Source organism: Bacillus sp. AR13-1 (assembly GCF_008042285.1).
GTDB classification, from domain to species: Bacteria; Bacillota; Bacilli; order Bacillales; family Bacillaceae_G; genus Bacillus_A; species Bacillus_A mycoides.
In genome coordinates, this window is sequence record NZ_QNUA01000038.1 from 60,085 (window position 1) to 86,529 (window position 26,445).

The 26,445-nt window shown below is 34.7% G+C and carries 21 protein-coding genes, 1 pseudogene and 1 riboswitch; of the genes and pseudogenes, 15 read left to right on the top strand and 7 right to left on the bottom strand.

Annotated elements, in window-relative coordinates:
• Nucleotides 1-111 precede the first annotated feature (111 nt).
• The 6 genes from DN408_RS24055 (at nucleotide 112) to DN408_RS24080 (ending at nucleotide 5,428) form a co-directional block, all read left to right on the top strand.
• On the top strand, nucleotides 112-636 hold the full coding sequence (locus tag DN408_RS24055; protein ID WP_002029525.1) for a hypothetical protein: 525 nt from the start codon (nucleotides 112-114) through the stop codon (nucleotides 634-636).
• A 20-nt stretch (nucleotides 637-656) separates the two neighbouring features.
• Complete coding sequence (locus DN408_RS24060; RefSeq protein ID WP_002029527.1) at nucleotides 657-1,100, top strand: hypothetical protein; 444 nt, start codon at nucleotides 657-659, stop codon at nucleotides 1,098-1,100.
• A gap of 178 nt (nucleotides 1,101-1,278) precedes the next feature.
• Nucleotides 1,279-1,947, top strand: a complete 669-nt coding sequence (locus DN408_RS24065) for an LSm family protein (RefSeq protein ID WP_002029528.1) — start codon at nucleotides 1,279-1,281, stop codon at nucleotides 1,945-1,947.
• 232 nt (nucleotides 1,948-2,179) lie between these two features.
• Nucleotides 2,180-3,445, top strand: a complete 1,266-nt coding sequence (locus tag DN408_RS24070) for a hypothetical protein (protein ID WP_002016709.1) — start codon at nucleotides 2,180-2,182, stop codon at nucleotides 3,443-3,445.
• A gap of 143 nt (nucleotides 3,446-3,588) precedes the next feature.
• Nucleotides 3,589-4,815, top strand: coding sequence for an ATP-binding protein (locus tag DN408_RS24075; RefSeq protein WP_016121398.1), 1,227 nt, complete (start codon nucleotides 3,589-3,591; stop codon nucleotides 4,813-4,815).
• A 229-nt stretch (nucleotides 4,816-5,044) separates the two neighbouring features.
• Nucleotides 5,045-5,428, top strand: a complete 384-nt coding sequence (locus tag DN408_RS24080) for a hypothetical protein (protein WP_033708170.1) — start codon at nucleotides 5,045-5,047, stop codon at nucleotides 5,426-5,428.
• A 25-nt stretch (nucleotides 5,429-5,453) separates the two neighbouring features.
• Here the strand turns inward: DN408_RS24080 and DN408_RS24085 are convergent, their stop codons facing one another.
• Entirely contained in the window at nucleotides 5,454-6,086 is a 633-nt protein-coding gene (locus tag DN408_RS24085; protein WP_002091277.1) for a cyclase family protein, read from the bottom strand.
• A gap of 85 nt (nucleotides 6,087-6,171) precedes the next feature.
• Nucleotides 6,172-6,284: riboswitch (SAM riboswitch) on the bottom strand.
• A 149-nt stretch (nucleotides 6,285-6,433) separates the two neighbouring features.
• Between DN408_RS24085 and DN408_RS24090 the strand changes: the two genes are divergently transcribed.
• Entirely contained in the window at nucleotides 6,434-7,543 is a 1,110-nt protein-coding gene (locus DN408_RS24090) for a PRK06851 family protein (protein WP_002186823.1), read from the top strand.
• 113 nt (nucleotides 7,544-7,656) lie between these two features.
• Complete coding sequence (locus tag DN408_RS24095; protein WP_002124948.1) at nucleotides 7,657-8,439, top strand: nucleotidyltransferase domain-containing protein; 783 nt, start codon at nucleotides 7,657-7,659, stop codon at nucleotides 8,437-8,439.
• 134 nt (nucleotides 8,440-8,573) lie between these two features.
• Here DN408_RS24095 and DN408_RS24105 read toward each other — a convergent pair whose 3' ends face one another.
• Both DN408_RS24105 and DN408_RS24110 read right to left on the bottom strand, forming a co-directional pair.
• The gene (locus DN408_RS24105; RefSeq protein ID WP_002016702.1) at nucleotides 8,574-9,875 is read right to left on the bottom strand and encodes an MFS transporter; all 1,302 of its coding nucleotides are present in this window, start codon (nucleotides 9,873-9,875) and stop codon (nucleotides 8,574-8,576) included.
• A 142-nt stretch (nucleotides 9,876-10,017) separates the two neighbouring features.
• Complete coding sequence (locus DN408_RS24110; RefSeq protein WP_050000824.1) at nucleotides 10,018-11,544, bottom strand: FAD-dependent oxidoreductase; 1,527 nt, start codon at nucleotides 11,542-11,544, stop codon at nucleotides 10,018-10,020.
• A 578-nt stretch (nucleotides 11,545-12,122) separates the two neighbouring features.
• On the opposite strand from DN408_RS24110, the gene desB reads away from it, so the two are divergent.
• On the top strand, nucleotides 12,123-13,208 hold the full coding sequence (gene desB, locus DN408_RS24115; protein ID WP_002091268.1) for a Delta(10) desaturase DesB: 1,086 nt from the start codon (nucleotides 12,123-12,125) through the stop codon (nucleotides 13,206-13,208).
• Between the two features lie 50 nt (nucleotides 13,209-13,258).
• Here desB and DN408_RS24120 read toward each other — a convergent pair whose 3' ends face one another.
• The 3 genes from DN408_RS24120 to DN408_RS24130 all read right to left on the bottom strand — a co-directional run bounded on the left by DN408_RS24120 (nucleotide 13,259) and on the right by DN408_RS24130 (nucleotide 15,683).
• Nucleotides 13,259-13,951, bottom strand: coding sequence for an amino acid ABC transporter permease (locus DN408_RS24120; protein ID WP_002169270.1), 693 nt, complete (start codon nucleotides 13,949-13,951; stop codon nucleotides 13,259-13,261).
• Nucleotides 13,952-14,044: 93 nt separating this feature from the next.
• The gene (locus DN408_RS24125; RefSeq protein ID WP_002091263.1) at nucleotides 14,045-14,839 is read right to left on the bottom strand and encodes an ABC transporter substrate-binding protein; all 795 of its coding nucleotides are present in this window, start codon (nucleotides 14,837-14,839) and stop codon (nucleotides 14,045-14,047) included.
• A gap of 121 nt (nucleotides 14,840-14,960) precedes the next feature.
• Nucleotides 14,961-15,683 carry an amino acid ABC transporter ATP-binding protein gene (locus DN408_RS24130; RefSeq protein WP_002029539.1) on the bottom strand — a complete coding sequence of 241 codons (723 nt, stop codon included), beginning with the start codon at nucleotides 15,681-15,683 and terminating at the stop codon, nucleotides 14,961-14,963.
• 376 nt (nucleotides 15,684-16,059) lie between these two features.
• On the opposite strand from DN408_RS24130, the pseudogene DN408_RS32640 reads away from it, so the two are divergent.
• Together DN408_RS32640 and DN408_RS24135 are read left to right on the top strand one after the other, a co-directional pair.
• Nucleotides 16,060-16,245, top strand: a pseudogene (locus tag DN408_RS32640) (HAMP domain-containing protein); the annotation flags it as partial.
• A 15-nt stretch (nucleotides 16,246-16,260) separates the two neighbouring features.
• Nucleotides 16,261-17,187: a methyl-accepting chemotaxis protein gene (locus tag DN408_RS24135; RefSeq protein ID WP_407060706.1), complete on the top strand. Its 927-nt coding sequence runs from the start codon at nucleotides 16,261-16,263 to the stop codon at nucleotides 17,185-17,187.
• A gap of 30 nt (nucleotides 17,188-17,217) precedes the next feature.
• Here DN408_RS24135 and DN408_RS24140 read toward each other — a convergent pair whose 3' ends face one another.
• Nucleotides 17,218-18,552: an FAD-binding oxidoreductase gene (locus DN408_RS24140; protein WP_078178042.1), complete on the bottom strand. Its 1,335-nt coding sequence runs from the start codon at nucleotides 18,550-18,552 to the stop codon at nucleotides 17,218-17,220.
• Between the two features lie 375 nt (nucleotides 18,553-18,927).
• On the opposite strand from DN408_RS24140, the gene DN408_RS24145 reads away from it, so the two are divergent.
• From DN408_RS24145 to DN408_RS24160, 4 genes are all read left to right on the top strand, one after another.
• Complete coding sequence (locus DN408_RS24145; protein WP_002186833.1) at nucleotides 18,928-20,592, top strand: glycoside hydrolase family 13 protein; 1,665 nt, start codon at nucleotides 18,928-18,930, stop codon at nucleotides 20,590-20,592.
• Nucleotides 20,593-20,803: 211 nt separating this feature from the next.
• Entirely contained in the window at nucleotides 20,804-22,441 is a 1,638-nt protein-coding gene (locus DN408_RS24150) for a PTS transporter subunit IIBC (RefSeq protein ID WP_078178043.1), read from the top strand.
• 4 nt (nucleotides 22,442-22,445) lie between these two features.
• Nucleotides 22,446-23,237 carry an endonuclease/exonuclease/phosphatase family protein gene (locus DN408_RS24155; RefSeq protein WP_003187052.1) on the top strand — a complete coding sequence of 264 codons (792 nt, stop codon included), beginning with the start codon at nucleotides 22,446-22,448 and terminating at the stop codon, nucleotides 23,235-23,237.
• Between the two features lie 305 nt (nucleotides 23,238-23,542).
• Nucleotides 23,543-26,404: a YhgE/Pip domain-containing protein gene (locus DN408_RS24160; protein WP_016126510.1), complete on the top strand. Its 2,862-nt coding sequence runs from the start codon at nucleotides 23,543-23,545 to the stop codon at nucleotides 26,402-26,404.
• Nucleotides 26,405-26,445 lie beyond the last annotated feature (41 nt).

Here is a 26,445-nt window from a genome sequence, read left to right on the forward strand (position 1 = left end):
TTAGTTAAAAGCATATTTTTTCATAGCGGGGACAAACATAGCGAACATAACCTGTACAGATACATATACTATCAGTGCAAAAGCTTATAAATTAATGGAAGGGGTTTTCTCGTGAGTTTATTTCATTGGGATTTTTTGAAAGAATTAATTGGATCTTATGTAAGAGTAAACAGAGGTGGACCGGAATCTCAAAAAGGAATAATAGTGTCAGTATGTACGGACTACGTCGTATTACAGAATGAAAAAGGAGAGTACCATTACTACCAGCTTCGCCATCTGAAAAGCATTACAAAAAATACGAAAGATGGTGGGATAGGTGATTCTGTATGGTCGGAAGAAGACAGTGCAGAAGACTTTGAAACGCTACTTCAAGGCTTCAAATACCGCTGGGTGAAAATTAATCGTGGTGGTCCAGAGAAAGTTGAAGGTATTTTACAAGACGTTTCTTGCGATTATGTAACGTTAATTATAAAAGAAGAAGTGGTATTAATTGCACTATCTCATATTAAGAGTGTTAATTATAATGCACCAGTAAGTGGAGAGAATAGTGATGAGAGTAGCGATGAGAAAAGTAATGAAAACAGTAATAATTCAAGTCGCGCTCGTGCACAAAGACAATCAAGTAGAGGAAGATAATAAGAAAGGAGGGTACAAAATTGGAGAGTGTATTATGCTGTGATCAAATTAAAGGTTTAGTCGGTGAAAATGTAAAAGTAAATCTTCGCGGACCAGAAAGTAGAGTAGGTGTACTCGTATCATTAGGAAAAGATTACCTTACACTACAATTGCCTCTTGGAGAATTAGTATATTACCAGTTGAAACATGTGAAGAGTCTAGTTAGGAAAGTGAAAGAAGCACCGGGAGAATATGGTTCATATTTCTATGCTGATGAAGATACTTTTTTAGATGTATTAAATGACTTGAAGTATAAATGGATAAAGATTAATCGTGGTGGACCAGAGTGTGTGGAAGGTTTATTAAGTGATATACATGATGGAAGTATTACACTAGTAAACGGTGATGAGGTCATTTATATAATTAATTCTCATATTAAGAGTGTGAGTCAAATAGTTAAAAACAAAAAGAATGAAGAAGAATAATGTTTAATAAATAAAAGGGGCATTATGATTGAAAGTGAAGAACGATTTCATATTTTGCTGCAATAATTTCGCGGTATATGAAAAAGAATTCTTACTATTAAAAGACGGAACATTGCCCCTGATTATTTTTTTGAAATGGAAGACAGAAAAGCGCAATTTCATAGAAAGGAGGATATAGATGAATGAGTTAAACAAGAACATTGGGGAAAATATATACGTTAAATTAATCGGTGAAAGAAAGTTTAGAGGTATATTAATTGATGTAGGGAATGATATTGTTGTTCTTTACAATGGACAAGACTATGTATATATATCTTTATACCATATCCAATATTATAAATTTTTAAGAGAGCATGATGAAGAAATATTAAAGCCTGGTGTGGACTCTGTAATTAAGAGGGAATCACCTTCAATTTCTTTGAGAAAAGTATTAATCACATCTAAAGGGATTTTTACAGAAATTTATGTGGCAGGAAATGTTCCGATACACGGTTATGTTACAAGTGTAATGAACGATTATATTGTTTTTTATAGTCCAGTTTATAAAACGGTATATATATCTTTAAAGCATTTGAAATGGCTAATTCCTTATAAAGAGAACCAAGTCCCTTATTCCCTCAATAAAAATGAACTCCCCGTAAATCCATTAAATATTACTTTAGCGAGAACGTTCGAAGAACAGCTTATTAAAATGTCTGGGAAAATTATGGTGTTTGATTTAGGTGAAGAATCTAACAAAATCGGAAAGATGGCGAAAATTGATGAAGGGCATATTGAAATATTAAAAGCACGTGATGCAAAAATGTATGTAAATATTCAACATGTAAAATCTGTCCATTGTCCGTAGACTAGTTGAGAGGGCTGGCTTTTTCTTTTATATATAGGGAAGAAAAGGTCGAGCCTATTTGTTTAATTCGATTTGGATATGAGGGGGAAAATGAATTGAATATCATATAGGTATGTTAGTGTGATCTTTGAAGGGGCAATCTTGTACTAAAGGTGTACGAGCTACCTTTTTGTGTATTCAACTCACTTTTGAGGAAGTGCTGCTCAACTACTTTATTAAAGGGGTTTTGTTTGTGGAGCAGTTTCCAGATTCGTTTTCGATTACATTACTTGGCAGTGCGGGTGGAGCAGCAAAAGCAGTGTTAGCAATTTTGAATCAAGCGGTAGTAAATGAAAAAGATCCAATTTATGAAGTGATAAAGAATGTGAACTTCCATTTGGTGGATATAAAACAAAAAGATAAAAGTTATTATGATGAGTTGTTTCCAAATTTGAAAGAGCAATTTTTTTTATATGAAATAAACCTTCAAGATGTAGTCAAATTTAAACATCATTTAAAGGAAAAAAGAACGAAGGTTGTTATTGATGTTTCAGGTGCAGATACAATTAGGGTACTGAGTTGTTGTAATGACCTTGGCATTTGTTATATTAATTCGGCTTTGGAAAATGAGGCAGTAGATCAAGACGATAGTTTACTTGGTTTTCAGCTTACGGAAAGGTATACGAGGTTTGAGAAGGAGAAAGAAACATTTACAAATACAAGAGCGATTATAGGCTCAGGTATGAATCCTGGTGTTGTTCAATGGATGGTTGTTGAGCTTATGAAAGAACGTCCAAATGAAAAGCCGCGAGCATGCTATATTGTAGAACATGATAATTCATTTTTGAATGATAAAGAGCTTATAAAACCTCATACACTTTATGCATCATGGGCAGTTGAGCGTTTTCTTGATGAAGCGATATGGAGTTATCCTATGTATATGAGTCATCATCGTCCACTTTACTTTTATGAGGATGTATATGCTTCAGAGTATAAAGTAAAGTTAGGTGAAAAAGAATTTTATGGTTGCTTAATGCCACATGAAGAAGTTTTAATTTTAGGGAAATCTTTTAATATGGAAGTGGGTTTTCTTTATCGGATCAATGAGTATACAACAAACTTAATTAGACAGAACTTAGACAAAGTGGAAGATTTATGGAATTGGAATCGTAAGGTATTTAATCCAGCAGAAGATGATATTATAGGAGAAGATTTAGTCGGTGTGTTACTCGTTTATGAACATAATGAGACATACATGTATAATGTAATGAATAGTAGCCAAGTTTTTCAAAAATATAAAACAAATGCGACGTACTTCCAAGTAGGGTGTGGAATTTATGCTGGCTTATGTAGTTTACTGTTAGATACTTTTGGACAAGGCGCTTATTATGTAGAAGAATTATTATTAAATACTGAAAGTAAGTATGGGGAATATTTAAATTTATATATGAAGGATTTTGTAGTAGGACATAATAATTTCACAGATGGATTGCTAAATGATAGGGTAAGATGGATATAAATTGTAACTGAAAAGGAAGGAGATGTATCTCCTTCCTTTTAGTATTAGAAGGTTACATATTGCCCTGAAAGCAATTTCATACTTATAATTTAAGTAGATAACAGTGGAAATGTTTTTTTGTATCGATCAAGGGGAGTTTTTATATGAACAAATACAAGAGCTTGATTTATGAAGAAAGAGAAGCTTTAAAAGTATTTATATTATTATTCTATATTATATTCTTTTTATATGACGTTATTTATTGTTTTGTTTATCCCGCTATGAATATTAATGAAGCAAGGGTAGGGTGGCCAGAAGGTGGTATGGGAATAGGTGTATATATATTAGTAATATCTTTATTTCCTATTTCAATATATCTTCAAAAACAAGGTTATGTACATTTTGTGAAATACTTATTTTTAATTGGGTACATGCTTATTGATCTTATTAATAACTTAATGATTTATTTACACAGTGATCGTGTTTTTGAAAATGGAAATATGGTTGAAATATTTTTAATTCTATTTGCACCGATTTTCGTGAACAGAAAATATTTTTATTTCGTTTCCTGTAGTGTAATTGGAAAATATGTATTTTTTACTTTGATATTACAAGATGTAAAAGTTGTGATTCCGCTTGTATTATGTATATTCTTTTTCATCATTTCGCATTCTTTATTAAAGAGATTTCAATCTTATGTAAGGACAGTTGTTGAGATGATGAACAGTATGAAAGAGACAGAAAATTTAGCGGTTATTGGGACTATGTCTACAACAATCGCTCATGAAATTCGAAATCCATTAACAGCTTTAAAAGGATTTACACAAATTCAAAAAGAAAGAAATCCTGAAGATACGATGAGCTATGAGATTATGCTGCAAGAAATTGAGAGAATTAATGGGTTTGTTAGTGAATTGATGTTATTAGGAAAACCGAAACCAACAAATTATGAATGGTGTAATATAGGGGAAATCCTTTTATATGTTGTACAGTTAATGGAAAGCTATGCGACTCAATATAAAGTGAAATTTAATTTGCAAGTAGATGGAAATTTACCCGTTATAAATGGTGATGATAAGCAATTAAAACAAGTGTTGTTAAACATCATCAAAAATGGAATTGAATCGATGCCAGGAGGCGGGAATATTCGGATTCTGGCATATGAAAAAGCTGGAGAGAACTTGTGTATTTCTGTTGAAGATCAAGGTCTTGGGATAGAAAATGAGAAAATAGAAAAGATCGGAAAAGCTTTTTATACAACAAAAGAGAATGGTACAGGTCTTGGATTAATGATTACATATAAAATTATTGAAGAACATCAAGGGAGTATCGCGATTGAAAGTAGTATGGGGATAGGAACGAAAGTGGAAATTTATTTACCAACAGTGTAGTGCATTAGACGAAATTACTTTTCAGAAAAGTGTTCTTGTTGTGTAAATATAAACATTTTATAAAATGTTTCAAGAAGGGTTTTTTTTATAAAAAACTTCGTTTATAATGGAGGAAAATATCGACATAGAGCTTTTAGCTCATGTAACGGTTCAGTAGTGTTATGAAAAGAAAAGAAGGGGTGCACGCGCATCCTTTTTTCTATGCAGATATGATGAAAGGGGTGGTATGATGGAATTAACATTAAATTCGACTGTATGTTTACACACGATTCAATTTCGAAAAGAGCAAAAGAACTATATTGTAAAAGATACGATTACAGGAGAGACATATGAAATGCCGCCACTTTGGATTGATGCACTAGCAATGATGCGTGACGGTTTTTTATTGGGAGAAATTGAGGAGAAATTAAAAGAAGAATATCCAGCAGAAGAAGTAAATATGGTAGCATTTACGAGGCAACTGTTAGAGCTAGAACTTGTCGAAATGGTAGATGGAGAAGAGATAGCTTGTACAAAGAAGAAAGATAAAGATTATTTAGCTTGGATACGACCAAGGGTGGAGCAATTCTTTTTTAACTTAAATAAAAAATATAAAAGCAAAGGTCAAAAGTGATCTTTGCTTTTTTTGTAGACCATGTTTAAAAAATAACAGCGAATGCCCTTGCGAAAGCACCGTCACTATTTTTAATTTTTAAAGGTGCTGCTGAGAAAAAGAATCGTTTCGCTTTAATGGCATCTAAGTTTGTTAAGTTTTCAATTAAGTAAATATTATTTCCTAACAGTATGTGATGAATCGGTGATGTTTCTGTCGTTACCTCATCAGGAGAAATAAAATCTAAACCGACAGATTTTACTTTTAATTGAACTAGTTCTTCAGCTAATTCTTCGGAAAGATAAAACGCTTCTTTCTCATAAGCTTCGGTATTCCATTTATTAGATAGATTGGAATGGAAAATGACAATATCGCCTTCTTTTATGTCGACAGTATGTAATACTTCCTTAGGTAATTTTCGCTCTTGAACATGAGTCACATCGATAAGAACAGCTTCGCCTACAAATTGATTTAGGGGTAATTGATCAATAGTGGTTGCGCCTGAAATGAAATGAGCAGGCGCATCACAATGCGTACCAACATGAACGACAGAATGAAAATTCGTAACTTGATAACCTGTTTCTTCAACGCTTGTAATGGCTTCTAGTTGGATTTTTGGTGTTCCAGGAAATTGAGACATATTATTTTCAAACGTTTGTGATAGATCAATTACTTTCATTTTACATACCTCCAATATATTTTTTTCAAATAATAAAAAGCCCATCCTTCATAATCAAGAAAGATGAGCTTTACATACTAGTTGAGTTTTATCTTCCAAAATGCAATGCATTTTGCAGGAATTAGCACCTATTCAGTTTGCATAAACTGAGGTTGCTGGGCTTCAAAGGACCGGTCCCTCTGCCTCTCTTGATAAAGGTTTATTCGATTTTAAATTCGGAATATTCGTGATATTTAAATTGTAATTCATTTCCTTTTTTCGCGCAATACAAATTAGGTGTTCACCCAAATAAAGTTGCTCGCATATTGTAGCTTATGTAAGTAGACTGTTGCGAAGGAGTGAGTGCAGTGACAGGGAATGTATTAAATTATTATGCCGGTGGAAATACAGCTAGAGGATTTCACAGCTTATACGAAGAGAATTTGAAGGGGCTAGACAGGTTGTTTATTTTAAAGGGAGGCCCAGGAACGGGAAAATCTTCTTTAATTAAGGCAATAGGTCGTGAATGGGTTGAAAAAGGATATGATATTGAACTTTTGCATTGTTCTTCTGATAATAAGTCAGTTGATGGGGTGATTATTCCGAAATTAAAAGTAGGAATTGTTGATGGAACATCACCGCATGTTATTGAGCCGAAAATGCCAGGAGTTATTGAAGAGTATATAAATTTAGGAGTTGCTTGGGACTCAGATAAATTAAGAAAGCAGAAGTTAGAAATTGAACGGTTTGTATTAGAAGCGGGCAAGGCTTTCAAATCTGCTTACGGATGTTTTAAAGAGGCGTTAGTTATACATGATGAGTGGGAGAAAATATATATTAATAACATTGATTTTAATAAAGCAAATGAACTAACAGAACAGCTAATTCAGAAATTATTTGCAGATAAAAAGGGAGAACAATCGATTGTGAAACATCGTTTTTTAGGAGCTGCTACACCGAAAGGAGCAGTTGATTTTGTTCCTAATTTAACAGAAGGATTACCACATCGTTATTTTATAAAAGGACGCCCGGGTTCTGGAAAATCAACAATGCTTAAAAAGTTATCGAAGGCAGCAGAAGAAAAAGGTTTTGACGTTGAAGTATATCATTGCGGGTTTGACCCGAATAGTCTTGATATGGTTATCGTAAGAGAATTAGGATTTGCAATTTTTGATAGTACCGCACCACATGAATATTTTCCAAGTCGCGAAGGTGATGAGATTATAGATATGTATACTCTTATTGTTAAACCAGGGACGGATGAGAAGTATGCTACAGAAATTCGTGACGTTTCCATTCAATATAAAGCAAAAATGAATGAGGCAATGTCTTTCTTAGCAAAAGCAAAATCAGTTCGTGATAAATTAGAACGAATTTATATTGCTGCTATGGATTTTTCAAAAGTGGATGCATATAAAGAGGAAATTCAAAAAGAGTTTGAACGAATTACTGCTACTGTAATTGAAAAGAAAAAATAAGTGCTTTATTGAGCTGTCAGAAATTGTCTGACAGCTGTTTTGGTATATAGTAAAATTAGTCGTATATTTGTCGAATTCCCAGGGAAATAATCAAAAAATGGAGATGGTATGAAATGAGAGAGAAAATTGAATTAGAACTAGAGCGAATTGAAAAAGAGAATGGTGTGAAAATTTTATTCGCGGTGGAATCAGGGAGTCGGGCGTGGGGGTTTCCATCGAAAGATAGTGATTATGATGTTAGGTTTGTTTATATACACCCTGTAGAATGGTATTTATCAATCCATGATAAGCGTGATGTAATCGAATATCCAATTAGTGATGATTTAGACATAAGTGGTTGGGATATTAAAAAGGCATTGCAACTATTCGCGAAGTCAAATCCAGCTTTACTTGAGTGGATTCGATCACCAATTTTTTATTCGAAAAACTCTAACTTTCCAGAGCAGCTTCAGCAAAAGAGTGAAAAGAATTTTGATCCAAAAGCAACGATATATCATTACTTACATATGGCTTCAAAAAATTATCGTGAATTTTTGCAAGGTGAAAATGTAAAGTTGAAAAAGTACTTTTATGTATTACGTCCTATTTTAGCTTGTCAGTGGCTAGAAGAGAAAGGGACATTACCTCCAGTAGAATTTGACCGATTACTTATAGAACTATCTATAGAACGTAGTGTATTGAATGAGATTGAGAAGTTGTTAGTAAAGAAAAAAGCGGGTACGGAATTAGATGTTGGATTGAAAGTTCAGGCGTTAAATCAATTTTTAGAAGAACAAATTGATTATTATCAGCAATACGTGAAAGGGATTGAAAAGGGATTAGGGATTGATATTGAGAGTTTGAATACATTATTTCGAGATATATTGTTTGAAGTATATGAAAAAGAGCACAAATGAGTTTGTGCTCTTTTTTATCCCGCATTAACGGGCAGTAAGACTCCCACCTCAAGATTCGGCTGGAGCGAAGAAGTTAGGTGGGAGGTCAACTGCCCGTAAACGCCCGATTGGTAAGGGCTGATTAAAGTTTCACTTTATTTTGTAGGAATAAAGAAAACAGATATAGCTGCGATAAGACCTGCAAAGGAGAATAAGTAAAAATTCCACGCCAAGTCATATTGCATTGTCATAATAATACCGACAAGAATAGGGCCAGCAATCGCACCAACTCGGCCAAGTCCAAGTCCCCAGCCTAAGGAGGTAGCTCGTATATGTGATGGGAAGTATTGTGTTACATAAGCATTTAATATTTGAGTAATACCGACTGATCCAATTCCAGCAAGACCAATTAAAAGATAAATGATTGTAACAGATGGTTTAATTGTTAATAGTCCAATACATATGGCTGCCATAAGATAGGAGATACTAATAACAATTTTTGCTCCTATACGATCGGCAATCGCCCCAGCAAATAATGCACCGATAGCTGCAGTAATATTTAGTATAAGTAGAAATGATAAACTAGATCCAAGAGGGTATCCTGCCTGGCGCATCATCTGTGGTAGCCAAGTATTTAAACCGTATATTAAAAACATTCCCATTATATAAGTGAGCCAAAAAAGTAGTGTTGCTTTTATGTAATCTTTTGAGAATAACGTAAGAAATCCATTTTTCTTTTGTATATTAGATGGTGTTTCAGGAATTTCATCTTTTACATGGAATTCAATTTGAAAGCGATTAAGAATTTTATTCACTTCTTCTTGTCGATTTCGCGATAATAAAAATTGAATGGACTCAGGTAAATAACGAATAATGAAAGGAATGAGGAGTAGCGGAATCATTCCGATGCCAAACATAATTCTCCATCCGAAATCTTCTAGCATAAACATGGATAAAATAGCGCCTAACACGATACCTAAAGGATAGCCGGTAAACATAAGAGCATAAATAAAAGATTGCCGTTTTTTTGGTGAATATTCAACAGTAAGTGCTGAAGCCGTTGGGATAACACCGCCTAATCCGATTCCTCCGATAAATCGAGATAACCCAAATAATTCAGGAGAAGGAGCAATTGCAGCTAAGCCCATTGTGATAGAAAAAAGGGCTAAACAGCATATAAGTGTCCATTTTCGTCCAATTAGATCTGTAATGGTTCCAACTAGAATAGCACCAATAAACATCCCAAATAAAGCATAGCTGGCAATTGTTCCAGCGTGGGCTGGTGATAGTGCCCAGCTTTTGTCTTCTAGGAGCTTTGGCAGAACGGCGCCGTAAATACCTAAATCATATCCGTCAGCTAGAATGGCTAGCCAACAAATAAAAACAACAAGTTTTGTAATAGAACTTGAAAAGATAGTTTCTGTAGATTCTAGATGAGGTGGAGCAGAAGGTTGCATAGTATTCACTCCTTTTATTTGTAGATGAATATATTATTTTATTTAATGTTAATATTTCCCTGCGTATGTCGAAATTTATATGAAAAGGTGTCATGAAAAATAAAAAAGTTCAACAGGATTCCCGTTGAACTTCTTTGTTTTTTTATTCGTTATCAACTCGCTTTAATGGTTGATCTGCTGGACCTTCCATAACATCCCCATCAATTGAAAAACGGGAACCGTGACAAGGGCAATCCCAAGTACAATCACCGCTATTCCATTCAACTTCACAGCCGAGGTGTGTGCAAGTTGTATCGACGATATGTAATTTTCCTTCTTTATCTTTATAAGCACCTGCTCGTTTACCGTTGACATGTACAACAGAACCTTCGCCAACTTCAAGATTTTCTGGCTTACGTAATGCGGTTTCAATTTTTCCTTCAATTAAGTGTTTAGCAACATCAATGTTCTGAGAGAGGAAAGTTTTTATATCCGGATTTGCATGAAAGCGTGATGGTGCAAACAGTTCTTTATATGGGCTGTGGACTTTTAGAATGGAGTCCTTCAGTAAATGAGCTGCTGCAGTTCCAGTCGTCATTCCCCATTTACGATATCCAGTTGCCACAAATATATTTGGATTCCTTTCGTTAATATGTCCGATATAAGGGAGTTTATCTAGCGTGATTAAATCTTGCGCTGACCATCTATAAGGAATTTCATCTACTCCAAAAGTAGATTCAGCAAAGGAATATAGTGCATCATAATGAAGCATCGTATTAATTCCTTGGCCTGTTTTATGGCTCTCTCCGCCAATCAATATCAACTTTTCTCCATTGCTTGTCGTATAACGTATGGAGCGTTTTGGATCATCGATACTTAAATACATGCCCCCTGGATAATCCGTTTTTGCTTTTATTGCGAGGGCATAGGAGCGTTCTGCGTACATTCGCGTAAAGAAAAAGCTATTAGCATCATAAAAAGGAAAATGTGAACAAGAGACAATATATTTACAAGTGATGCGATGGTCACCCTTTGTAATAACTTGTGGATAATCTCCTTTTTCCACATCAATGGCTGTTGTTTGCTCATAAACTTTTCCGCCCATTTCCACAAACTTTTCTAAAAGTGTTTTTAAATAAAGGAGGGGATGGAATTGCGCTTGATTTTTCATCACAAGTGCAGATTGTACGGGAATAGGAATCGACAGGGATTGAACATAGTCACAAGGAATATTTAATTTTTGATAGGCTTCATATTCTTTCGTTAAATTTCGCAGGCCATTATTGGTAGTTGTATATAAATACGAATCTTCATTTGTGAAATTACAGTCGATTTTATATGTTTGTACAGTCTCGTTTATGAATTGTAGAGCTTTACTATTTGATTCGTAGTAAAGCCTGGCTTTTTCAACACCAAAATTGTTTATTAATTCATCATAAATAAGATCATGTTGAGCTGTTACTTTTGCGGTTGTATGCCCAGTTGTTCCATTTAAAACAGAACCAGAATCAATTAAAACGACTTTCATTCCTTCTTTAGCGAGTAAATAGGCGGTGGTAATGCCTGTAATACCAGCTCCGATAACAGCAACTTCTGTCTTTATATTTTCGGATAAATGAGGAAAAGTAGGAAATTGAGTAGATTCAATCCAATAGGATGATGGTAACTGCGGAAATGTGTTATCTGTCATTTTGAAAACCTCCAAATTAGAACAATTTTCCTTTTAATATTTCCATATTATATGGAATTCATGTATGTTGTTTTCGTAGCGTTCTATTCTTACTAAATGAAAGAAAAAATATTTTAATATAATTATTTTATTGGGGCAGTATGAAGAAGTAGGATTTATATAAAGCTAAATTCAAGTGATTCCATTTGTTGATTACATAGAGAGTTCTTGAATAAGATAGAGTCTATGTTGTTTAAGTGGATATGTATATATACCTGATAAAGCCTTATGAAATCTATGCTTTTTCTTTAGTGAAATAAAGTATAATTATAAAAATATAACCAACTTTTATTACTAGGTCATAAAAGTTGTTGACAATATAGAAATTCTATTGTTATGATTCATCATGTGGAAAGGTTGATAGAGAGTAAAAAGAGAAATGTTTTTCATTGATAATAAAAGCGAAAATTAAGTGACGATAGAGTGAGTATATTTTCCTTATGATAAATGCTTTTTGGATCACGTAGTAAAATCAATCTGGAAGCAAGAATTGATATATGCAAGTTGCGCGGGGCGCGGCATAAGAAAGGGGCAAAAGGATGAAGGAGCTTCATACGTTTGGGTGGTATGCAGCACGTGTAGCACCACATTTGCCGAAAAAAGCATTTAAACCAGTTCCTAATCGATTATTTGGTGGACTGGCTTATTTACTTGTGGCATTGGCTGGTTTAATAACGATCGGTGTATTTGAATTGAATGTGTGGGCAAATCTAGGAATTGCAATTGTTCTTGGATTATGTTTTGCTTCACTTGGATTTTTAGGACATGAAATTTTACATGGAACAGTTGTAAGAAAGGCATGGCTTCGTGATTTTTTAGGTGCGATAGCATTTATGCCATTATCAACTGGCCCAAAACTTTGGAGAAAGTGGCATAATGCAACGCATCATGTTCACACACAGCATGAAGAGAATGATCCAGATGCATGGCCGACATTTGAGAAACTGAAAAAGAGTAAGTTTTTGAGTTGGGTATATCGCATGCCTCTTCATGTACGTTCATTCTTTAGTTTCCTGTCACTAACAATTCAATTTACGTTACATTCGACTCGAATGTTCTTTCATTTTATAAAAGAATTTAAGTCATCCAATCAAAAATCTGTATGGCTTCAACTTCTTTTGCCCTGGACAGTTTGGATTAGTTTATTGTTTATTATGGGACCTACAAAGTGGTTCTTTGCATACGTGATTCCGTTGTTAATTGCTAACTTTATTGTAATGGCGTATATCGCAACAAATCACCGCTTAAATCCTATTGTTCCAGTAAATGATCCTTTAGCAAACTGTTTATCAGTAACAGTACCGCGCTGGGTAGACGTTTTACATTTCAATTTCTCATACCATACAGAACATCATCTGTTTCCTGCTATGAGTTCTAAATACTATCCATTAGTAAAAGATAAAATTAAAGAAATGTGGCCGGAACGCTATCACGAAATGCCGATGACAAAAGCTTTGGCAGCACTTTGGAATACACCACGTGTGTATTATCACGGAAGTGAATTAGTTGATCCGCATAGGGAGCATTTCTATGGTTCTTTAGGAAATGGATTGGATCCTCATAATATTTCATATCGTGAGGAACATATAGAGGAAAAAGAGACTATAAAAAAAGTAAATCAATAATAGACATATCTTACGATGAAAAAGCAAGCTCTCTTAGAGCTTGCTTTTTGTTATAAAGAGACTTCTTTCTTGTTCTTCGTCTTGACCTGGACAGAGTTATTTTCTTTTCGTTGTAGTCGTTTTTCTAGAAGACTGACAAGATAAGTAAATAGAAGAACTAGTGCGAGATAGTATACACCAACAATGATATATGTATCTAATTGCTGGAAGTTACCTGCGGCAATTGATAAACCGGATCCCCATAATTCGGACATTCCTACATAAGCGACAAGTGAAGAATCTTTTAATCCAATAATAAATTGGTTCCCTAGAGGGGGAAGAGACAGACGAAATGCTTGTGGTAATATAATCCGGCGCATCGCTAAAGGGTAAGGCATCCCTAAAGAGCGAGCAGCTTCCAATTGTCCACGATCAACGGACTGAATGGATCCGCGGAAAATTTCAGTAATATATGCACCGTTATGGATTGCTAAAGCAATTGCTCCTGCCCAAAAAGGAGTGAAGACAATAATCGATGTAATACCGAAATAGAGAATGGCAATTTGAACAATTAAAGGTGTACCACGAATAATGGCGATATATACATGAGCAATACTATTTAAAACCTTATTGTTAGAGATTCGAAAGAAAGCGACTAGTAATCCAATTAGTGAACCGAGTAATAGGGATGTTAATGTTAATTGTAATGTGACAATAGTAGCCTTTAAGAGTGTGGGATAGGTAGAGATAAAAATTTCAAACATATGTGTCACCTCATATTGTATGGATTTTAGTAGTGAATGAAGTGCCCCACATACAAAGTGGGGCATGATTTATGAAATCTCTAAATGGCTAACTTACTTTGTTTTTGCCTCGTCTCCAAGAATATTACGCCCAAACCATTTTTTACTGATCTTTTCATACGTACCATCTTTAATGATTTCATCTAAAGCTTTATTTACTTTCTCAACCATTTCTTTATCATCTTTACGAATAGCAATTCCCATTTCATCAAGATTTAATGGTTTTCCAGCTTCTTTTATATTTGATTTACCTTCTTTGATCATACGTAAACCGACCATTTGATCAGTGATTACTGCATCAATACGTCCAGGCTCTAAGTCCATAAGTGCAGTAATATCGCTATCATATTCTGTGATTTGATCTGTATGTTTTGCAACAAGGTCTTTAAAGGTACTAGCTTTTACAACCCCAATTTTCTTACCTTTCAAATCTTCTGGAGAAGAGATAGATGTATTCTTTTTAGCCACAAAAATTTGGGCACCAGAGCGATAATAAGGATTGGAGAAACTAACAGCTTTTAAGCGTTCTTCTGTAATTGCCATACTGCCCAATATAGCATCATATTTTTTCGATTGTAGACCTTGAATTAGCGTTTCCCATGGATTTGTAATAGGAGTGGGTTTCATATTCATTTTTTTCGCAAGTGCCTCACCAATTTCCACATCAAAACCGGCAAGCTTTCCGTCATTTTCTTTATAGTTAAAAGGTTTATATAATCCACTCATCGCATAACGAAATTCTTTTTCACCATTTGAAGAAGTAGTAGCACTTTCCTTACTACAGGCTCCTAGTATGAAGGATGTACATAATGTAATACTCGCAACAATGGTTAATAGTTTTCTTTTCATAAAACCCCTCCTATATATTGATCATACGGATGGTTTTAAGTATGTTACTGAGATATTTTATTTGGACAATTAGTTGTGCACCGTATGGATGTATTTCTTTTCATTTGAAACAGAAGTTACATTATAAAACGTTGCGTAAAAATTGTTTTGCTCGTTCATGTGATGGAGCTGAAAAGAATTGTGCTGGCGGAGCGTCCTCTACAATCTTTCCGTCATCCATAAATATGACGCGATCAGCTACATCTCTTGCGAAATTCATTTCATGAGTAACAATAATCATGGTCATTCCTTCTTCAGCAAGTTCTTTCATAACTTGCAATACTTCTCCAACAAGTTCAGGGTCTAAGGCTGAGGTAGGTTCATCAAATAGCATAATTTTAGGGTTCATAGCAAGAGCTCGTGCAATCGCAACGCGTTGTTTTTGACCACCTGAAAGTAGGTGAGGAGTTACATCCGCCTTATCTTGTAGGCCGACTTTTTGTAGGAGTTGATTCCCAACATCCTTCGCGTCTGCTGTCTCCAATTTTTTTACGTGAATAGGTGCTTCTATGATGTTTTCTAGTGAGGTCATATGAGGAAAGAGGTTAAAGTGTTGAAAAACCATACCGACATTTTCACGGACTTTGTTTAAATTTGAATGCTTCGGATCAATTCGTTCACCTTGTAAGTGAATTTCACCTTCATCGTACATTTCTAAAAAGTTAAGACAGCGAAGTAATGTACTTTTGCCGGAACCACTGGCACCGATTAAAACAACAACTTCTTTTTCTTTTACTTCTAAATCAATTCCTTTTAAAACATCAAGTGAGCCAAATGATTTTACTAGATTTCGAACTTGAATCATACAAAACCCCCAGTCAAAAATATATTTTACAAATGTTGCCCCTTATTTCTGTTATTAGTCATAAATTGTCAGAATCCTTTATTTTTTTCAGGGGGATTTAATATTCAAAGAAATAATGATTTTTAAAATCCTTATATCTTTCTATAACGAAAAAATGGATAATAATATATAGGTAGTACTTATATTGCTTATAAGAAGGGGGAAAGAAGAGATGGGAAAAGAAAGAAAAACATTTTCCTTTGGCTTGCGTATACAGCTTATGTTATTTACTACAGTTTTAGCTTTCATTACATATTCAACAAGTTTAATTTTCATTTACGTTATATATGATTACTTTCAAAGTTATGTAAGTCAAACTGTTTATAATATTATCGTTATGTTATTAGGTGTAGTATGGTCTGGAATTTTAGCGTATGGGGCAGCAATATTTTTAATTAAACCACTTCGAAAGTTGGAAGAAGCAGCAAGGAAAGCGGCTGAAGGTGATATTCGTGAAGATGTCCCATTGCCAAAGACCGATGATGAGATTAAATCTTTAAGTGTTGCATTTAATATGATGCTAGGGAACTTAAGGGGCATGGTAAAAAATATCGATACTACATTTTCGTATACAAATAATCAAGTTCAGCAAATTAGAAGACAAACAGGGGAAGCGACAAAGCAAGCACGCGGTGTGTCTGAAACTCTTGCAGAGATTTCTTCTGGCGCCGAGCAATCAGCAGCTTCCATTCAGGCGATTGTTTCAACTGTCGATACAACAACCTCTATTGCGAGTGAAGTAGAAGAAAAAGCAAAAAAGTCCGACGAATTGTCTTTAGAAATGGTTCAAGCTTTAGGACAAAGTACACGTGTCTTTACTTCTTTAATTCAAGGCATTCAAACATTGGCAAAAGAGAATGAAGATTCGATGCAAAATGTACAGAAGTTAGAAGAACGAATGAAACAAGTAGAACATATTGTTTCTGTTGTGAGTGAGATTGCTAGTCAAACGAATTTATTAGCATTAAATGCTTCTATTGAGGCAGCTCGTGCTGGAGAGCATGGAAGGGGCTTTGCAGTTGTAGCTGAAGAAGTACGTAAACTTGCTGATGAAAGCGATCATTCTGCAAGAAATATATCGCAGTTATTACGAAATATGCAAGAGGAAGTGCAACAAGTCGCATTGAAAATGACGGAGCAAGTGAAAACAGCTAAAGAAGAGGCAAAACGAGGAGAAGCTACTGAATTAATTTTAAAAGAAATGTCATCAAGCATTATGGAAGTTGCCGATGCAACTAAGCAAATTAGTAGCTATATGAACGAGCAAGTGAGTCACATTCATCAAACAGGAGCACAGACGAAGGCTGTAGCAGCAATTGCTGAGGAAACATCAGCTGGTTCACAAGAAGTGGCACGTGTGACGTTGCAACAATCTAAAAATATGGTAGTAATCGATCAATTATTAAAGGATTTAGAGAAGCAAGCAGCGGACTTGAAACAAACCATTGAACGATTTTCAATGTAAAAAGGAAGAACAGAATTCTGTTCTTCCTTTTTACGTATGGAAAGTAGGAATACTTTGTTGAAAACGAAAAACATTACAAGGATCATATGCTGTCTTCACTTTACGCAACCTTTGAAAATTAGAGCCATAATAACTAGTTTGCCAATTTTTTATGTCGATATCGGGCCAATTGACATAGTCTCCCAGTGTGTAAGGATCTAAGCTTTCCCGTAAATCTTTAACCCAGCGTATATTTCGGTTTTCTTCATCGTTGCATTTCCAAGAAGTAATATATTCTTGAGCAATAATTGCCTTGCGGTGGAAATAAGCTGTTTCATTAGGCGAAATGTTTTCTACAGCACCTACGAGTGATTGGTGCCAAATACTCGCATCTTTATTTGGTGCATGAGAAAGAAAATATTGTAAGATTTGAATACCTTTAAGAGGGATAGGTTTATATACGTAGGAACCAGAGCGTTTGAATTTTTCAGGAATATTGCCGCTATTAAAGAATTGAACAGCCTTTATATACGGGACTTCATCTATAAAGAGAGAAGGATTACCAGTTTCAAGAAGAGGAGATAATAGAGGATAGAGTTCAGAAGGAGAGCCGACAAATTCACCTTTCACCTCGATTTTATTTCGTTGTTTAGAGAATAATTCAATTGATGAAGTGAGACGTTCATCTATATAAGGTGCCCAGTTTTGCCAAGCTTGAAATGCAGCAATAAAGTCTTTCCATTCCCATGTAAGTGAGAAAATTGATACGTTTTTAATAGGGTGGACTCGAAAGGTTAAGGAAGTAATAATCCCGAAATTTCCACCGCCACCGCCACGGCATGCCCAAAATAGGTTAGGGTTTTCTTGTTCATTTGCACGAATGATTTTTGCACCAAATTTCCCGCACGCTTGTACCATTTCGACTTCTACTAATTGATCACATGTTAGTCCAAATAAGCGTGAAAGCAGGCCAATGCCACCGCCGAGTGTTAACCCCACAATTCCGACACTTGCACTTGTGCCAGCTGGTATTGTAACACCATATTTCCAAAGTTCTTTATACACAGTGCCAAGATTTGCACCCGCTTCAATTGTTGCTGTTAATTTTCCTGTACTAACCGTAATTTGCTTCATTTCACTCACATCAATAATAAGCCCGCCATTTAAAAGAGAGAAATTTTCGTAGCTATGTCGTCCACTTCTTAAGCGAAATGGTATATGACGCTCACGTGCCCATTTTAAGGCGTTACACACATCATTTTTATTTTGACAAAAAACAATAATACAAGGGAATTTTGGAATGCTTAAATTTAAATTTATTCGGGCTATGTCATACCTAGGATCCGAGGGAACGACGATACGACCAGTTAATTTTGTTTGTTTCAATTTATATCTCCTTTCTGAAATAATATGAGCTTGTATTAGTATATGAAGAGTGTATTTAACACGCATGGACGAGAAGAAGAGAAGGGTTAGATTTATCCCGTTATTTGCGAGCAGTAAGACAATCCGGCTGAAACAAAGAAGATAGGGCTGCTCGTAAAAGCTCGATTGGTAAGGGCTAATAATCAGCGGGGAATGGACATCTCCTTAACGATTAAAGTTTCACTTTATCTTTGTGAGAAATAAATAAGGCATAAGAATAAGGAAACTACATAGAGTTCAATGAAAACAGTTGCAAACTATTCATATTTTGTTATGATAGTGTTACGAAAACGTTTGCATAAAAAATCCGATGGGATGCAAAAGGAGAGAATTAGTATGAATAAGACATGGTGGAAAGAAGCTGTCGCTTATCAAATTTATCCACGTAGCTTTATGGATTCAAATGGTGATGGTATTGGAGATTTACAGGGGATTATTGCAAAGCTGGATTATTTAAAAGATTTAGGTATAGATGTAATTTGGATTTGTCCAATGTATAAATCACCTAATGACGATAATGGTTATGATATTAGTGACTATCAAGATATTATGGATGAATTTGGTACGATGGAAGATTTTGATATGCTACTAGATGAAGTTCATAAGCGTGACATGAAGCTTATTATTGATTTAGTTATTAATCATACAAGTGATGAACATCCATGGTTTATTGAATCAAGTTCTTCTAAAGACAATCCGAAGCGTGATTGGTATATTTGGCAGGATGGTAAAGACGGCGCGGAACCAAACAATTGGGAAAGTATCTTTAATGGTTCTGCATGGGAATATGATGAAGTGACAGAGCAATATTATTTACATTTATTCTCGCGTAAACAACCAGATTTGAACTGGGAGAATAAAGAAGTTCGTGAAGTTTTATATGATACTGTTAATTGGTGGCTTGATAAAGGTATTGATGGTTTCCGCGTCGATGCGATTAGTCATATAAAAAAAGAAGATGGCCTCAAGGATATGCCAAACCCAAAAGGGTTAAAGTATGTGCCTTCTTTTGACAAACATATGAATGTAAATGGTATTCAGCCATTACTAGAAGAATTAAAAGAAAACACATTTGCTAAATACGATATTATGACTGTTGGAGAAGCAAATGGTGTGAAAGTTGAAGATGCTGATCTTTGGGTTGGAGAAGAGAATGGTAAATTCAATATGGTATTCCAATTTGAGCATTTAAGCTTATGGGATGCAGAAAAGAAGAAAGATCTTGATGTTGTTGAGTTGAAAAAAGTATTAACAAAGTGGCAAAAAGGTTTAGAAAATAAGGGATGGAATGCTTTATACATTGAAAATCATGATAAGCCACGTATTGTGTCTACTTGGGGAAATGATAAAGAATATTGGCGTGAAAGTGCAACGGCTTTAGGTGCGATGTATTTCTTTATGCACGGCACACCGTTTATTTATCAAGGACAAGAAATTGGTATGACAAATGTTCAGTTCCCAAATATTGAAGATTACGATGATGTAGCAGTTAAAAATTTATATCGTGAGAAAATTGCAGAAGGAGTATCGCATCAAGATATGATGGAAATTATATGGGCTTCTTGCCGCGATAATTCACGTACACCTATGCAGTGGAACGATGAGATGAATGCTGGTTTTACAACAAATGCACCTTGGTTTGGCATGAATCCAAATTACAAAGAAATTAATGTTGAAAAGCAAAAAAATGAAGAGAAGTCTATTTTCAATTTCTATAAGAAAATGATTGCCTTGAAAAAAGAGCACGATGTACTGAACTACGGTACGTATGATTTACTTTTAGAAGACGATCCACAAATTTATGCATATACACGTACGTTACAGGATGAAAAAGTCATTGTAATTAGTAATATCTCAAAAGAGGAAGTTGTGTATAATGAGCCTTTATTCGCACTAGAACGCAAACGTTTGCTTTTAAATAACTATGAAGTTGCGGAACATGAAAAAGTAACTACAATCACGTTAAAACCTTATGAAACAAGGGTTTATCGCATTTTATAATAAAAAAGGATGCTCCTTGAGCATCTTTTTTTATGAAAAAAAATAAATTTCTATTGCAATGTGAAAACGCTTTTATTAAAATAGATTTATGAAAACGGTTGCGTAACAAAAGGAAAAGAGAAAAAGGGATATAAGGAATCGTTTTCATAAGAGGAACAGAAATTATAATTTAAATCATTATGTTGTTATAAATAAAGGGGAGGAAAAACAGATGAAAATTACGTCTTTTGATTTTTGGCAAAAGTTCGGGAAAGCGTTACTAGTTGTTGTAGCTGTAATGCCAGCAGCTGGTTTAATGATTTCCATCGGTAAGTTAATTGGGATGTCTGCTGGGGATGTTAACGCAGTTCATACCATTGCTCGAGTAATGGAAGACATCGGTTGGGCAATTATTACAAATCTACACATCTTATTCGCAGTAGCAATTGGGGGATCTTGGGCGAAGGATCGAGCAGGTGGTGCATTTGCAGCACTATTAGCATTCGTTTTAACAAACAGAATTACAGGAGCTATATTTGGCGTAAACGCTCAAATGTTAACGGATTCAAAAGCGACAGTTTCTTCATTTTTAGCAGGAGATTTACTTGTAAAAGATTACTTTACTTCTGTACTTGGTGCACCAGCATTAAACATGGGAGTTTTCGTAGGGATTATCACAGGTTTCTTAGGAGCTACTTTATATAACAAATACTACAATTATAATAAACTGCCACAGGCATTAGCATTCTTTAATGGAAAACGATTCGTACCATTCGTTGTAATTGTTTGGTCTACAGTCACTGCGATTGTATTATCACTTGTATGGCCATTTATCCAAAGTGGATTAAATGAATTTGGTCGCTGGATTGCAGCATCTAAAGATAGTGCACCAGTTATTGCACCGTTTGTATATGGAACGTTAGAACGTTTATTATTACCATTTGGATTACATCATATGTTAACAATTCCGATGAACTACACAGAGCTAGGCGGAACATATACGATGTTAACTGGCTCAAAGGTTGGACAAATTGTAGCGGGACAAGATCCGTTATGGCTTGCATGGATTACAGATTTAAATAACTTATTAGCAAATGGAGATACGAAAGCATATAACGATTTATTAAATAACGTTGTACCAGCTCGTTTCAAAGCTGGACAAGTTATCGGCTCAACGGCAGCGTTAATGGGGATTGCGTTTGCGATGTTCCGTAATGTTGATAAAGAAAAACGTGCAAAATATAAACCAATGTTCTTATCAGCTGCATTAGCAGTATTCTTAACAGGTGTAACAGAACCAATTGAATTCATGTTCATGTTTATTGCGCCAGTATTATATGTTGTATATGCAATTACAACAGGACTTGCATTCGCATTAGCAGATTTAATTGATTTACGTGTTCATGCATTCGGATTTATTGAGTTGATTACACGTACACCAATGATGGTCAATGCAGGATTAACGAGAGACTTAATTAACTTTGTCATTGTTTCATTAGTGTTCTTCGGTCTAAACTTTACATTATTCAACTTCTTAATCAAAAAGTTCAACTTACCAACACCAGGGCGTGCAGGTAACTATATTGATAATGAAGATGAGTCAACAGAAGGAACAGGAAATGTACAAGACGGTTCATTAGCAACAAAAGTTATTGATTTATTGGGCGGAAAAGACAATATTGCTGACGTAGATGCTTGTATGACACGTTTACGTGTAACAGTAAAAGATTTAGATGCCGTTGCACCAGAAGCAAAATGGAAACAAAATGGTGCTTTAGGACTTATTGTAAAAGATAAAGGTGTACAAGCAGTATATGGCCCGAAAGCTGACGTATTAAAGTCAGATATTCAAGATATGTTAGGTGCGTAATAATATGAAATTGCTAACTTTAAATTGTCACTCTTGGCAAGAAGAGAATCAAATTGAAAAAATAAAGTATCTTGCTAAAGCAATTCAAGAAGAAGATTATGATGTGATCGCATTGCAAGAAGTAAGTCAGTCTATACAAGCTGAAAATGTATGCGGTAACAAGAAAAAAGATAATTTTGGACTTTTACTGCTAGAAGAGTTAAGAGCATTAAATGTAAAAGAATACAATATTATTTGGGATTTCTCTCATATTGGATATGATGTGTACGAAGAAGGATTAGCAATTATAACAAAGCACAACATTGTAAAGGAAGATACGTTCTTTGTCTCAGAAAATAAGGATACAACGTATTGGAAAACACGCAAAATTGTAAGTGCAACAATTGCTTATAATGATAAGAATATAACGTTTTATTCTTGCCATTTCGGTTGGTGGAATGATGAAGAAGAATCATTCAAAGACCAAGTTGATCGTTTAATGGAGCGTGTAAATAGCAATGAACTTTCCTTCTTAATGGGTGATTTTAATAACAATGCTCGTTTGGAAGGAGAGGGTTATGAGTATACGATGCAAAAAGGTTTATATGACACATATGAACTAGCGATAGAGAAGGATGAAGGAACAACTGTCCAAGGAGAGATTGCTGGTTGGGATGAAAATAAACAAAACTTACGAATCGACCTAATATTAAGCAATCAAAGTAAAACAGTTAATTCTTCAAAAGTCATTTTTAATGGAACAAATCGAAATGTAATTTCTGATCATTTCGGTGTAGAAGTACAATTAGATATATAATAGAAGAAACCCTCACAGATAATGAAAAGCTGGGAGGGTTTTTTGATAAATACAAGTATTCCCAAGAGAAAATACTTGTATTTTTTATGACATTTCCTATATATTTGTTATTATTGAATGTAAAACTAATTTGGTCATTTTGTATGCATACTTTTTTTACTTCGTTATATAATGAAGTAAGTGAAATATTTAATGGGAAAAATAGTATGTTTTCGTTTAATCCACGATGTAGAAAGTGATATAATTGCAAAATGTATGTATCATTTTCCAAAGAAAGAAAAATATATAATTAGGTGATTGCTTATATGAAACAGATTTGGCGTATTTATAAGACAGATTTACGGAATGTAGCCAAACATTGGGCTGCAATTGTTATTGTTTTAGGGTTAATGATTTTACCATCGTTATATGCATGGTTTAACATCAAAGCTTCTTGGGATCCTTACGGAAATACGAAAGGAATCCAGATTGCAGTTTCTAACCAAGATGTTGGATCAAATTTAAGAGGGAAAGATATTAACATCGGGAAAGAAATTGTAGATTCACTTAAGAAGGACAAAAATTTCGGGTGGAAGTTTGTTGATGAAAAGCAAGCAATTTATGGAGTAGAGCGTGGAGATTATTCCGCAAGTATTACTATTCCAAAAGATTTTTCTGAAAAGATTGCAACGGTCTTGAATGAAAATCCACAGAAACCAGAACTTGATTACTATGTAAATGAAAAAGTAAATGCGATTGCACCGAAAATTACAGCTAAAGGTGCATCGGGTCTTACAGAAGAGGTTAGTAAAAACTTTGTTAAAACAGCAAACGGTGAGATTTTTAAAATCTTCAATGACCTTGGAATCGATTTAGAAACTAACTTACCAAGTATCGAGAAGGTAAAAGATCTTGTATTTAAGTTAGAAGCGCAGTTCCCAGAAATGAATACACTTATGGATAAGGCGTTAGATGATGCAACTCGAGCGGAAGATATCGTGAAAGTAGCACAAAAAGATCTACCTGTTGTAGAGAGTGTAATAAATGATGGGCAAGAAGCGTTGACAAATTTAGATAAGTTCTTTGCAAGACAAGATCAAACATTAAAGAATGCTCCAGGAACGATAAGAAATGATTTAGTAGTAGCAAAAGGTGTTATGGATAGCGCAGCTGCATTTACTGACTTTTTAATGAATCCGGGTGTAGATTTAAATATCCCTGATTTTTCTGGAATGAATGGATTACCTGAATTCCCGGCGAGACCGGATCTTTCTAAGTTGAACAATGATGGTTACAAAAGTATAGCGCAAAATATTAATCAAACAGTAAATAATGTTTTAAGTTCATCCCGTGCAGGAACGGCTTATGGGAAAAGTGTTGTAAATGGATTGCAAAATGGAAAATTTGATCCGGAACAAGCAAAGAAAGATTTAAATACGGTATCAGATCAATTGCAATCTCGTACAGAGGGTATTTCGTATCTTATTAATGTATTTACCGAACTTCAGAAATCAGTAACGACTGATTTTGGTAAAAGCTTTTTCCAAGGACGAGTGGATCGTCTGACGAAGCTTAAAGGCGGTATGGAAAATGCAAATAACGGTATTAAAGATATTGTAAATGCTATTGGTACAGGACAAGAAGTAAAGAAAGATGTAACAGATGTAGCTAATCAAAAATTAGATGCAGCAAATGCGTTAATTGATCAAGCTGAAAAAGATTATAATGAAACATTTGTAGCAGATTATAAAAAAGCAGTTAGCACAGTAGATCAAGCTAAAGCTGATGCAAATGAATTATATGATAATGCGAAAGCAGATTACGATAAAGCGAAAAATGGTTTTGAAAGTACTAAATCTAGTTTCCAAAAAGCACTAGAGGATGTACAAAATAGAGGCGTTAACGGTTTAGAAGGTTCGAAGGAAGCCTTAAAAAGTTTGAATGGTCAATTCCAATCTGGAATCGGTTTAATTGATGATATGATTCCAGTTCTAGAAAGTACAAATAAGGTTTTAGCGGATGTAAATAGTGATAAAAACCTTAATAATGGAATTACAAAATTAAACAAAGCGAAAAGCAGCTTACAAAAAGGTGTAGAGGCAACGAATAAGGGGATTACACTTCTTAACAATGGCCAAAAACCTACAAAAGATGTAATTGAAAGTATTAACAACGCTGCGAAGGGCGGATCAGCTCAATTAACAGATGTATTATCGACGTATGATTCAGAAATTGTACCTAACTTTAATACAGCAATTGCTCGTACAAAAGAGATGTCGAAAAATACAACTCAAATTTTAAATGATGCAGACAAAAAGCTTCCAGATGTTAAAAAATTACTAGAGGATTCATCAAAAGGCTTAGTAGACGGTAGAAAGAAATTAGCAGACATTAAAGCTGAAATGCCGGAGACTGAGAAAAAGATTAAAGAATTAGCAGATAAAATTCGTGATTTTGAATCTGAAGAGGATATAAAAGACATCATACGCTTATTAAAGAATGATGTTGAAAAGCAAAGTGACTACTTTGCAAATCCAGTAAATTTAAAAGAGAATAAATTATTTGCAATGCCGAACTACGGTTCAGCAATGTCACCATTCTATACAGTGCTTGCATTATGGGTAGGCGCATTATTAATGGTTTCATTATTAACGGTAGAAGTACACGAAGAGGGCGCGAATTATAAGAGCCATGAAGTTTACTTCGGACGTTTATTAACATTCTTAACGATAGGTCTTTCACAAGCGTTTATCGTATCAATGGGAGATATATTCTTACTCGGTACGTACGTAGTCGATAAGTTCTGGTTTGTGTTATTTAGTTTATTTATTGGGGGAGTCTTTGTTTGTATCGTATACTCACTCGTTTCTATTTTCGGAAACGTTGGGAAATCGATGGCGATTATTTTACTTGTACTGCAAGTAGCGGGATCAGGCGGAACATTCCCAATTCAAATGACACCACCGTTCTTCCAAGCAATTTATCCGTTCTTACCATTCACATATGCAATTAGTGCAATTCGTGAAACAGTTGGCGGAATGCTTTGGGATATAGTAACTAGAGATTTACTTGTGTTAAGTGTTTTCGTAGTAGTTATGATTGTTGCTGCGTTATTACTGAAAACACCAATTAACAAATCAAGTGAAAAATTCGTTGAGAATGCAAAAGGAAGTAAAATCATTCATTAATAAAAAGGTTCCTACCGATAGTGCAGTGACCCCTGTCAAGT